This window comes from Jiangella asiatica, from assembly GCF_004349065.1.
Lineage (GTDB): Bacteria > Actinomycetota > Actinomycetes > Jiangellales > Jiangellaceae > Jiangella > Jiangella asiatica.
Window position 1 is genome coordinate 1 of record NZ_SMKZ01000126.1, and the last position, 386, is coordinate 386.

The 386-nt window shown below is 65.8% G+C and carries 1 protein-coding gene; it reads right to left on the reverse strand.

Annotated features, from left to right (window positions below; translation table 11 throughout):
• Window positions 1-99 precede the first annotated feature (99 nt).
• On the reverse strand, window positions 100-386 hold a 287-nt coding region (locus E1269_RS33205), incomplete at its 5' end, for a hypothetical protein (protein ID WP_203434301.1).

Genomic DNA, 386 nt, shown 5'->3' on the forward strand with positions numbered 1-386 from the left:
GCGACAGCAACTGGACGTGACGGTGAGACCTGGTGGCGACGGTTCGAGCGGCGAAGGAGGTGCCGGCGATGCGTGACACGAACTGGAACGGCTGAGACGTCAGGAGATCGTCGATGGGCACGAGGTGAAGAGAGGGGGCGCCGGCGATGCGTGACACGAACTGGAACGGCTGAGGCGCACGGAGATGGTCGGTGAGCAGCGACGAAGTCCGGAGGAGGTGCGCGTGATGCGCGACAGCAACTGGACGTGACGGTGAGAGCTGGTGGCGACGGTTCGAGCGGCGAAGGAGGTGCCGGCGATGCGTGACACGAACTGGAACGGCTGAGACGTCAGGAGATCGTCGATGGGCACGAGGTGGAGAGAGGGGGCGCCGGCGATGCGTGACA